Below are 11,595 nucleotides of genomic sequence, written 5' to 3'. Positions count from 1 at the left end.
AGATGGTTAAAAAAAATTATATAATTGTGACTGCACTGTTAATTTCTTGTTTCAGTCAAGATGTTTATAGTCAGAAATACAGCGGATTGCAGCCAAAAGTTGACGCTTATTTTGCTGAACGTTTGAGATCAATGGATGAGGAAACGCATCTGATTTCTTTTGGTCAAAAAAGTGAAATCAAACTAGGTAAGGTAGAAGAAGGGAAATCTTTTGTTTGGGAAAGATGGAAATCAAAAGTTTTGCAAACAGATAGCTTACCTGTATGGAGTACAAATTTGGAAAATAGAGATAGTATTTCTATTCATCATTGGGAATTGAAGAAAGAAGATCCTATGCCTTTTTATTTTGTTCGGAAAAGTGATGATGAAAATCGAAAACATGCTCTTTTTTTAAATTTACACGGTTCTGGGCCTAAGAATTCTGAATTCAAAAATACGTTAGCGTGGACATTACGTTTTGAAGATAAGCCATCTGCTTATTTTATACCCCAGATACCTAACGAAAAGCGTTATCGTTGGTGGTACAAGCCTGTTCAATACGCTTGGGAACGTATGTTCAGATTAGCTATGTTGAATGATCAAATTGATGCGCATAAAATGTATGTTATGGGGATTTCTGAAGGTGGTTATGGAAGTCAGCGACTGGCCGCTTTCTATGCAGATTATTTAGCAGGAGCTGGTCCAATGGCAGGTGGTGAACCTTTAAAGAATGCTCCTCCCTTGAATTTTAGAAATATTGCATTTTCTTTAGAAACTGGAGAGCATGATAGAGGATTTGGACGAAATCGCCTAACTACCATTGCTAAAGAAGAGTTTCAAAAACTAGCAACTGAGAATCCAGGTCAATTTATTAATAAAATTCAGTTACAGCCAAACAAAGGTCACGGAATTGATTATACAGTGACATCTCCATGGTTGGTTAATTACACTAGAAATTCTCATCCTAAGCATATTTCTTGGGTATTATTCCCAATGGATGGAAGATATAGAAAGGGGTTTTATAACATTATCTTGAACAAACCTCTTGCTATAAAAGAAGGCGATGAGTATGATAGACTTGTGTTTGATATTCAATTTCATGAAAATACAATTAATGTCAAAGTGGAGTTAATGAATAATGAAATGACAGAAACTAAAAAAGTAGAAGATTTAGATTTTTCTATTTTCTTGGATAATAATTATATCGATTATAGTAAAAAAGTGAAAGTATTCGTTAATGATAAATTAATGTTTGACAAAAAAGTGAAAACGGATCTTTCTAATATGATAGAGAGTTGTGCTATATTCGGTGATCAAGACCGTATTTTCCCTAGTAAGATAGATATTTCTATTTAGTGGATTAGTATATCTATTGTTAGGAAACTAGACTTTCTAAAATGGTTTCTTAAAAACAGGATAACCCAGTCATAAACATGATGCTGGCGTTATCCTGTTTTTTTTTCTTAAGGTTTTGTAGCTTAAAAATGGATTTAATACCTACTTCTTATTAAATGGGTTTCATATAAAGTGTTAATCTCACAAGAATTTCACCTTCTTCATCTCTATCAGCCGTCTCTCTCACAAAGATGACTTCATTTGGTGTATGCTTTTTCAGCATCAAAAGTTCATCCTCTGCCTCAGCATTTTCACTAGTTAAATGGTAAGAAAGACCAGAACGTTTGATTTTTAAGTCAATCGGCTTTTCATAATCCGGAAGAAAAAAAGATACTAAATTTTCATTTTTGAAGTCATAAATTGTTTTATAACCAAGGATTTCACTTGTAGATTCAGTTATTTTTCCATCTCTAATGATTTCTCGATCTTCTTTTACTACAATATATTTGCCTTTAATAGATTCTGAAACTATGCTGTCTTGCTGAACAATTGTTGTAGTTGAAATTGCTCCTTCAGTTGCCGTTGATTGGCTATCAGATTTTTTATCTACGCTAGTCTGGCAACTAGTTCCCATAAAAAGGAGTAATGTTGCGATTAATGTAATGTATTTCATTCTTTATTACACTAAATAGTTGGCTTAAACTATTACATTTTTTATAGCTTCCAAATGAAATGTACTACTTGTTGCACATTCACTTTGTTCATTACATTATTTTATGCAAATGCAAAAATAACCTTCTTAGAGTTTTTTTCTTTTGAAGTACTACAATCTACCTTACCTTTGTGATATGAATTTACCTAAGAAATTGTTGCTAATTATATGTGTTTTTACAATTGTAGCTGTTAGTAAGGCACAAGATTTTCATAAGGAATCCAAAAATAGAAATCTTAAAATCCTCCTTATTTCTGACTTGAATGATAGTTATGGTGCTGTCACTTATAGTAAGGAATTACATGATGTGGTGTCCCGAGTGAAAGATATCAAGCCTGATATTATTCTGTGTGGCGGTGATATGGTCGCTGGGCAAAAGGCATCTTTAACAAAGGGTCGATTGGATTCTATGTGGACAGCGTTTGATCGTGCTGTATTGGACCCTATATATCAGTTGGGGGTTCCATTTGGATTTACAATGGGTAACCATGATGCTTCACCGAGTTTTCTATTGGATAGGGAGTCGGCTTCTTCTTTTTGGAGCACACATAAGCATAAGGCAAATTTGACCTATGTCGATGATACTCATTTTCCATATTACTTTTCTTATATCAAGAACAATGTTTTTTTTATTAGTTGGGATGCTTCTTCAGCATATATCCCGGAGGCAGTAAAAGAATGGATGCAGCAACAGTTGGTATTACCCGTAGCTAAGGAGGCGCGTGCACGCATAGTATTGGGGCATCTGCCTTTGTATGCTATTGTAGCGAGCAAAAATAAAAAAGGCGAGGTGATTGAAGAAGCAGATGAAACATTGGATTTTTTGAAAGCTAATAAAGTAGATATGTATATATCGGGACATCAACATGTATATTATCCAGCAACCAAAGAGCAATTGACCTTGCTAAATGCGGGATGTCTTGGTGGTGGCCCTCGTGAACTAATGGGGCACAGTGGTGCTGCATCAAAGGCATACGCTATATTGGAGTTGCCGAAGCGAAAGACCATAGAATCGATTAAGATCACTGGCTACGAGCCGGCCAACCATCGTCCTATTTTGATGGAGTCCTTGCCTGATTCTGTAAGTGGGATGAATGGCACAATTTATAAACTGAAATAGTTTTAGATATAATCTATCTCGAGTTTATAGATATAATGAGTACGTGTAAGAAGTTTTCGATAAAGCTTAAATAATATAAAAGGGAACACTAAGGTTCCCTTTTATAATTAACTTATTAACGTAAAATCGATTTGTCTTTTTTCTAAATCTACTTTCTTGACTTTGATTTGTACTTCATCACCCAATTGGTACGTTTTTTTCTTACGCTGGCCAATGATAGCGTAGTTTTTCTCGTCTAGTGTATAGAAGTCATCTGTGATATCTCTCAGACGAACCATACCCTCACATTTGTTCTCTTCGATCTCTACATACATACCCCATTCTGTTACACCAGATACGATACCTGTATATTCAATACCGATTTGATCTAGTAAGAATTCAGCTTGTTTGTATTTGATGGATGCTCTTTCAGCTTCAGCAGCTCTTTTTTCCATCTGCGATGAATGTTCACACAATTTCTCGTAATGCTCTGTATTTACATTGTTGCCACCATCCAAATAGAATTGCAACAAACGATGTACCATCACATCGGGATAGCGACGGATAGGGGAGGTAAAGTGTGTATAGTAATCAAATGCTAGACCGTAGTGCGATGTGCGTTTTGTCGTATATATCGCTTTCGCCATGGAGCGTACTGCAAGTGATGTCAAAAGGTTTTGTTCTTTGCTACCCTCAATCTTGGACATTAATACGTTTATCGATTTTGCTGTTTCTTTATCTGTTTTAGTATTTAGCTTGTGGCCAAATTTCGCAGCAAATAAAGAGAAGCTCGCTAAAGAGTCCGGTTTAGGGACATCGTGAAAACGATATACAAAGCCTAATCTATTTTTGGTAGACCCTTGTTTGCCGATGTATTCTGCTACCTTACGATTCGCTAATAACATGAAGTCTTCAATCAACTTGTGTGCATCTTTACGAACTTTAGTATATACGCCCAACGGTTTTCCGTTTTCATCAAGTTTGAATTTTACCTCTTCTGTTTCAAAACTAATAGCACCGCTTTTGAATTTACGCTCGCGCAAGATATAAGCTAGTTCATTAAGTTTTAATATTTCTTCCGAATAGTCACCTTCTTTATTCTCAATGATCTCTTGTGCTTCTTCGTACGTAAATCTACGATCCGAGTGTATGATAGTTCTACCGAACCATTGGTCTACAACATTTGCACTGTCGTCAATCTCGAATACAGCAGAGAAACATAACTTATCTTCATGTGGACGAAGGGAGCACAAATTGTTGGATAGACGCTCCGGAAGCATCGGTATTACACGATCTACGAGGTATACCGAAGTACCACGTTGGAAAGCTTCTTTGTCCAATGTGCTATCGGGTGTTACGTAGTAGGAGACGTCAGCAATATGTACGCCGATCTCGTAATTTCCATTCGCTAATGTTTTAAAAGAAATGGCATCATCGAAATCTTTTGCATCCAATGGATCGATTGTAAATGTTGTTGTATTTCTAAAATCTCTACGCTTAGCAATTTCTTCAGGACTGATGTTTTCAGCAATTTCATTAGCTGCATTTTCTACCGCTTTAGGAAATTCTAAAGGGAAGCCATAGTCTGCTAAAATGGCATTCATCTCGGTGTTATTCTCTCCTTTTTTTCCTAAAACAGCCTTTACTTTTCCGATCGGGTTTTTAGCATTTTTCGGCCATTCGAGAATTGTGACTAAGACCTTTTCTTCATGCTTTGCGCCGTTCAGATTGTTCAATGGAATGAAGATATCGTGGAGCATTTTGCGATCATCCGGAAGGAAGAAAGCATAGGTCTCGGAGATGCTTATGGTACCGGTAAAATCGGTCTTTGCACGTTGCAAAACTTCAATAACTTCACCCTCTCTTTTCTTCCCTTTTTTGCGCTCGTAAACATGTACTTTGACGATGTCATTATGTAGTGCTTGACGGAGTTTTCGAGGGGATACAAAGATGTCGTTTTCCAACTCATCTTCTGGTACAATGTAAGCAGAACCATCTGCTGTCATATCTACTTTTCCTGTGATGTAAACCTGAAGCTGACGAAGCTTGAACTTGCCGCGTTCGGGTTGTAAAAATGGACTTGACTTGGATGTGCTGTCCAGTATTTCGGCTATGGCAACCTTGGAGTCTGTGTCGTTTATGTTGAGCTTTGAAGCAACTTGTTTATAGTTCAAAAGTTTGTTTCCCGATTTTTCGAACACATCGATTATCATCTGTGTCAACACTTCTTTGTACGGGTTTTCTTTTTTTGTTTTCATGTAGTTATACTCTTGTTTTAAGAGACCATCCCTGTACTAAGGGTAGGGTAGTGGTCGCTACTGACGTAGTAGTTTTTCTTAATAATATCTAAGATACAAAATAGAAGCCAAAGTCTTAATGTAGCTGCATTTGGCTTGTAATGTTGTTTATTTACGTTGTTGGTATATTTTTTATTTATTTTAGCTTGTTTAATATATTGATAAATAGTGTATTGTGTTTGTTTATGCTAAATATTAACTGCTTTTATGCTTGTTTTAGGCCTATTTTGTTTTTAATGGTAAAATTGGCTTAATTTTTAGGTTAATTAAAAATGTATTTTAGCTTTGTTAATGTATTTGTTTTTAATAGGTTAGTGTTTGTTTAGCTAAAATAAATAACCACTGTTTTTTATTCAAAAAATGGCTTAAAACTGGTAATAGGTGGTTTTAAATTATTTAAAATTTAAAATCAACCATTACCAGTTTTATTTAAAAATATAGTGCTTTACGGCTGTTTGTTTTGGCAAGAATCGCAAATTCCTACGGCGTTAATAGCGATGCCATGAAGGGAAAAATTCGGCGGAAGGTTGATCTTTGGTACGGTTATCTCGTCTAAGCAAAATACAGAATTGCATACTGAACAGATAAAATGTACATGCTGGTCATGGTGGTGGTGAGCGCTACATTTGGTCGAACAGATGGCATAGGTAGCGGTGCCGTTTAAGTCAAAGACTTTGTGTAGAATTCCTTTATCCTCAAAACTAGAAAGTATGCGATATAGTGTTACGCGATCGATTTCACTACCTAATATTTTCTCCAGTTCTGGTTGTGATATCGCGGTATTTTTTTCGGAAACCATTTGCAAAACACGAAGCCTTGGTTGCGTTACTTTGAGGTTGTATGATTTCAAAATAGAACCAAATTCTCTATGCAAAATGTCTTTATCGTCTACGGATTCTGATGTCTTCATATTATGTAAAATTACATAAAATAATAGGTATAAAAAAGCCCCTCAATTTTATGATTGAGAGGCTTATATTTTGGGCAAAATTGGAAGGTATTATTTACCTGCAGCTTTTGCGTGATCTGCCAAAAATTGTGCTAGACCGCTATCTGTTAAAGGGTGTTTTAGAAGGGCTGTAATTACAGATAATGGACCTGTCATTACATCAGCACCGATCTTAGCACAGCCTAATAAATGAGCGCTGTGACGAACAGATGCAGCAAGGATTTGTGTAGGGAAACCATAGTTGTCATAGATTAATCTGATCTCTTCGATTAGGCCTAATCCGTCTACAGAAATATCATCCAAACGACCAACGAAAGGGGATACATAAGTAGCACCAGCTTTGGCTGCCAATAATGCTTGGCCCGCAGAAAATACCAATGTACAGTTTGTCTTGATTCCTTTGTTGCTAAAGTATTTTATCGCTTTGACACCGTCTTTGATCATAGGGATTTTAACTACGATTTTCGGATCTAAAGCAGCTAAAGCTTCACCTTCTTTGATCATGTTTTCGTAATCTGTAGCAATTACCTCTGCACTTACATCACCGTCCACGATTTCGCAAATTGCTTTGTAATGATTGATTACATTTTCTTGACCAGAGATACCTTCTTTAGCCATTAAGCTTGGATTAGTAGTTACACCATCTAATACTCCTAAATCTTGAGCTTCCTTGATTTGAGCCAAATTGGCTGTGTCTATAAAAAATTTCATTTTATTTGAAGAATGATATTGTGTTTAAAAATAAGTTATTAAAAACTATCTTTTATTTTATCTGTTACAAATGTAGTTATTTCTTTAGATTTACACGACGCCATTTTAAGTATTAATAACAGTATGCAATTATTCAGGTCTCTTCGTTACCCTAATTTTCGATTAAGCATTATTGGACAATCGATATCGTTGATAGGTACATGGATGCAGCGGATAGCGATAAGTTGGATGGTCTACGAGTTAACCGATTCCATGTTTTGGTTAGGTTTTGTTTCTTTTATATCCTTATCCCCCTCTTTATTTTTATCTCCTTTTATAGGGTCTTTCGTGGATGGACGCTCGAAATATAAATTGGTTGTTATCACGCAAATCTTATTAATGATCCAAGCTGGTCTACTTACTCTGGTCGTGTATCTCGGTATGGCCAATGTGTATTGGCTTTGTATCTTAGGGTTTATACAAGGCGTTATTAATGCTTTTGATGTGTTAGGAAGACAGTCTTTGTTATCTTATTTAGTAGGTAGTAGGAAAGATTTACCTAATGCAATAGGCTTAAATTCATCGGTATTTAACGCTACGCGTATGATAGGCCCTGCAGTGGGTGGTTTTCTTTTAAGCTCCTATGGAGAATTGGTGTGTTTCTCTGTAAATTTTGTCAGTTTTGTTCCTGTTTTGATAACATTATTTTTGATGAATGTAGATGAGTCGGCAGGAGAAGGGAAGATGACAAAGGGCTCTACTTGGCAGGGCTTGGTTGATGGATTTGATTATTTAAAACGCTCTCCTCATCTTGCTTCGTTGATTATTATCATGTCCTTCTCTAGTTTAATAGTGATTCCTTATACCTCTTTGCTGCCTGCTGTAGCACGAGATTTGTTTGATGGTAATGAAACTACCTTCTCGTGGTTTGAATCTGCTGCAGGTTTTGGAGCCATGATAGGTGCAATACGAATGGCGACACTCAAATCTGGGGACAACCTTAGGTATAGGGTATTATTTGCAGCTCTGATTATGGGGGCATCGTTGATTTTATTAGCGTACTCGCATCATCTATTCTCGGCACTGTTGTTTACGGTAGCTGTTTCCTTTGCTATGATGATGCAAAACTCCAGCGTAAATACATACATACAAACACATTCAATGTCCGCCTATAGAGGGCGAATCATGTCTTATTATGTAATGGCTTTTCAAGGGGTATTTCCTATCGGTAGTTTGATTATTGGCGCCATAGCTGAGGGCATAGGTATCAAGTCTACCTTGTATATGATGGGTGGTTTAGGCGTGATGATATCGGTTTGCTATTATGTCTACCTAAGGATGCATATTCATCGCAAATTATTTAGTCAGAAAGGAAGTTAAATCCTCTTTAGAGCAAAAGGCTCCAGTAATAGTTATTTACTGGAGCCTTTTGTATAGGTTGAACTATAGTATTAGTCTTGGTTCTCTTCGATCCAAAGTCCATCGGATTTGATGATATTGATCAGTTCATCTAATGCATTTGCTGAGGAGACATTCTTTTTTACGACTTCTTGTCCGCGATACAAAGTGATTTTGTCTGGACCAGCACCTACATACCCATAATCGGCATCTGCCATCTCACCTGGGCCATTCACAATACAACCCATGATACCAATTTTTAGACCTTTCAAATGATTGGTACGGCTACGAATCATTTGGGTCGTCTCTTGAAGATCGAAAAGTGTACGTCCGCAGCTAGGGCAGGAGATGTATTCTGTTTTAGATATACGAGATCGTGTCGCTTGTAATATTCCGAATGATATAGATACTAATTTATCCATAGCGGTAGCTGGAGAGTCAATCCAAATACCTGATCCTAACCCATCAATCAATAGCGCTCCCAAATCTGTCGCTGCATAAAGTTGAAGTTTTGAGATAGGCTCTTCAGGATTCATAATATCACCTATTGGTCCTGAAAAATCCGCTGCTTTATATGTTCGTCTTATTATTACGGGGTTATCAATTCCAATCTCTTGCAGGTTCGCAAAAAATTGGCGTTGGTCTGCCATCCCATGTAAATGATCTGTTTCTACCAAAAATACTACTGTTTTATCCAATTGTAGATTTTCAAAATCTACTGTAGCTAGGTCATCATTAGATATCCTTACGAGATTTAAAACAGTGTCTTTATGCGTGGCAGCATTGTATTCTGCCAAGCTGTAGATTGGGTGTATATTACTTTTATTCTTTAGGCTGTACCATGTTTGGTAATTGTACAATTGTTTTAAGTTACCGGGCATTGTAAAGGAGGGTAACGCGTCTCCTAAATATACAAAATCTACAGATTGATCTCCCATGTGGTACTTGTCATTGATGGCATCGTACCTATAGCCTACCTCGGAAAGAATAAATGGATCTTTTAGATTTTTGCTGGAGATATCGACGATTACACGTGGAACTAATGATCCCCCTACGAAGGTATTTACTTCTTGTGAAATATAAGGTCTTGCTGTGCTATCATTCGAAAGTGTTAGGATCTCTCGTTGATCAGTATTTGCGAGCTCTGCAGCACGCTTACTGTATCTATTGACTAAGGCAATTGCTACAGGTGCTTCTTTTTCGGGTTCTTCTGTCAAGGAAACGCGTACTGTATCTCCTAGACCATCTTCCAATAGCGTACCAATACCTACAGCAGATTTAATACGACCATCTTCTCCATCACCTGCCTCTGTCACGCCAAGGTGCAGTGGATAGTTCATGTCCTCGGCTACCATACGTTCTACTAATAACCTATAGGCTTGTACCATCACCATAGGATTTGAGGATTTCATAGAAACACATAGGTTGTGGAATTTTAGATCCTCACAGATACGTATAAATTCCATCGCCGATTCGACCATTCCCTCTGGCGTATCGCCATATCTACTCATGATACGGTCTGACAGTGATCCATGATTCGTACCTATACGCATAGCAGTACCATATTCTTTGCAGATGTTTACTAAGGGAGCAAATTTTTTGTAGATGCGGTCTAGCTCTGCTTGATACGCATGGTCAGTATAATCGATTTGATCAAATTTTTTCTTATCTGCATAGTTACCAGGATTGACACGTACTTTTTCTATTAGTCGTGCTGCAACCTCTGCGGCATTTGGTGTGAAATGTATATCGGCTACCAATGGAACATTATACCCTCTAGCGCGAAGTTCTTTTTTGATGTTGCCTAGGTTCTCCGCTTCTTTGATACTTGGTGCCGTGATACGTACGTACTCACAACCAGCATCGACCATACGAATTGTTTGCTCGACAGAACCCAAAGTGTCCATTGTATCTATAGTGGTCATACTTTGGATACGGATAGGATTATCTCCCCCCATCGGAATGTCACCAATTTGTACTTCGCGTGTGCGAAATCTCGAATAAGTTAGCTTGGAATCGCAATAGCCACCTGGTAATATCAATGTATTTTGTGCCTTCATCGTATGGGCAAAGTTAGCGATTTATAGGATTAATAGCTATTAATCTTTAGAGAATTAGCGGCTCCTGTAAAGTTAATAATGTATTTTTTGTCGGCTGCTTCATAATTCGGTGTTTCGTAGGAATCGCCTACTTTTTCAAAACCTTCTAATTTATTAGATGATAATAGAGTCGACATCAGCACACGACAGGCTGCATCTTTAGGGAGTGCAATCTGACAGGACGATGCTGCAGAATTTAATTCTATAGTAGTTTCTCCATTAATAGGCATTCCCAATTTGAAGTTGATCCTTGCCGCACCCGAATTGATCGTTAAGTTGGCTAATTTGTACTTACTGAAATCACCTATGAAGGAGGCTGCTCCCATATTTATTTCCATATCCCAAGTAGGGTTTTCGTTAAGTGAGAAAGTGATTTTTGGGTTATTTTTCGTGTCGCCTTTTACGACACTGCTTATATCGATTACTTTGTCGGTGTTGTCTTCTGATTCATTTATTTTTAAGCCGATATTTTGTGACGTACTAGCTTGAAGTAATTCACTACTAGGAATACTATCCATTTGTAAGGCAACGGCACCAATATTTAAATTAAGTTTGACATTTTCAACACCTTCACTAAAAGGACTTATTAGGCTAGGAACGATTTGGCTACTGTCTATATTTTCATTTTTTGTAATGTGATCTACCATATTTAATCGTTTGTCAGAGGTCATCCCTACATAACCTAGGTATAAACACAAGCCAATATTTATAATCGATAGCGGTAAGGTACCATTCTTCTTGTTTTGGAAGATTAGATTAACGCCCAGAGAGATAACTAATAATGGCCAATAAGGTAAAATTGCCCAAAAGTTGAACCTGATGACATCAAAATTGTGTAATAAGGCTATTATACCAAAAAATATGAACCATATACCTGTTGAAATCTTTTCTTTCATAGTAAGTTAAATATAATGTTTACTTTGAATTATGCAAACAAAGGTAAGCTGTTATGTTTATTATTTATCCCCAAATAGGCATTCCAATCCTATTATTCGGTGAAAGGATTTATTTTCTCGGTAAGTGAACTTATCTATTTGT

General features: G+C 36.9%; 9 protein-coding genes. 3 read left to right on the top strand and 6 right to left on the bottom strand.

Annotated elements, in window-relative coordinates; all coding sequences use genetic code 11:
- The first annotated feature begins 26 nt into the window (after positions 1 to 26).
- Positions 27 to 1,334: a hypothetical protein gene (locus IP023_RS07515; RefSeq protein ID WP_241789652.1), complete on the top strand. Its 1,308-nt coding sequence runs from the start codon at positions 27 to 29 to the stop codon at positions 1,332 to 1,334.
- Between the two features lie 151 nt (positions 1,335 to 1,485).
- On the opposite strand, the gene IP023_RS07510 is transcribed toward IP023_RS07515, so the two are convergent.
- Positions 1,486 to 1,986: a hypothetical protein gene (locus IP023_RS07510; RefSeq protein WP_241789651.1), complete on the bottom strand. Its 501-nt coding sequence runs from the start codon at positions 1,984 to 1,986 to the stop codon at positions 1,486 to 1,488.
- A 175-nt stretch (positions 1,987 to 2,161) separates the two neighbouring features.
- Here IP023_RS07510 and IP023_RS07505 point away from each other — a divergent pair, with 175 nt between their 5' ends.
- Positions 2,162 to 3,145 (top strand): metallophosphoesterase family protein, encoded by a 984-nt coding sequence (locus IP023_RS07505; RefSeq protein ID WP_241789650.1) that lies wholly within the window; start codon positions 2,162 to 2,164, stop codon positions 3,143 to 3,145.
- A gap of 107 nt (positions 3,146 to 3,252) precedes the next feature.
- On the opposite strand, the gene rnr is transcribed toward IP023_RS07505, so the two are convergent.
- The 3 genes from rnr to fsa form a co-directional block, all read right to left on the bottom strand.
- Positions 3,253 to 5,382: a ribonuclease R gene (rnr, locus tag IP023_RS07500; RefSeq protein WP_241789649.1), complete on the bottom strand. Its 2,130-nt coding sequence runs from the start codon at positions 5,380 to 5,382 to the stop codon at positions 3,253 to 3,255.
- 484 nt (positions 5,383 to 5,866) lie between these two features.
- The gene (locus tag IP023_RS07495) at positions 5,867 to 6,331 is read right to left on the bottom strand and encodes a Fur family transcriptional regulator (protein ID WP_241789648.1); all 465 of its coding nucleotides are present in this window, start codon (positions 6,329 to 6,331) and stop codon (positions 5,867 to 5,869) included.
- Between the two features lie 90 nt (positions 6,332 to 6,421).
- Positions 6,422 to 7,081 carry a fructose-6-phosphate aldolase gene (gene fsa / locus IP023_RS07490; protein ID WP_241789647.1) on the bottom strand — a complete coding sequence of 220 codons (660 nt, stop codon included), beginning with the start codon at positions 7,079 to 7,081 and terminating at the stop codon, positions 6,422 to 6,424.
- A gap of 123 nt (positions 7,082 to 7,204) precedes the next feature.
- Between fsa and IP023_RS07485 the strand changes: the two genes are divergently transcribed.
- Complete coding sequence (locus IP023_RS07485; protein ID WP_241789646.1) at positions 7,205 to 8,440, top strand: MFS transporter; 1,236 nt, start codon at positions 7,205 to 7,207, stop codon at positions 8,438 to 8,440.
- A 71-nt stretch (positions 8,441 to 8,511) separates the two neighbouring features.
- On the opposite strand, the gene ispG is transcribed toward IP023_RS07485, so the two are convergent.
- On the bottom strand, positions 8,512 to 10,518 hold the full coding sequence (gene ispG, locus IP023_RS07480; protein WP_241789645.1) for a (E)-4-hydroxy-3-methylbut-2-enyl-diphosphate synthase: 2,007 nt from the start codon (positions 10,516 to 10,518) through the stop codon (positions 8,512 to 8,514).
- Between the two features lie 29 nt (positions 10,519 to 10,547).
- A complete protein-coding gene (locus tag IP023_RS07475; protein ID WP_241789644.1) occupies positions 10,548 to 11,453 on the bottom strand; it encodes a LiaF transmembrane domain-containing protein in 906 nt (301 codons plus the stop codon).
- Positions 11,454 to 11,595 lie beyond the last annotated feature (142 nt).

The sequence above is a fragment of the Sphingobacterium rhinopitheci genome (assembly GCF_022627575.1).
Lineage (GTDB): Bacteria > Bacteroidota > Bacteroidia > Sphingobacteriales > Sphingobacteriaceae > Sphingobacterium > Sphingobacterium rhinopitheci.
The sequence above is the reverse complement of the archived record's forward strand: the minus strand, read 5'-3'. Positions and strand labels throughout refer to the sequence as shown.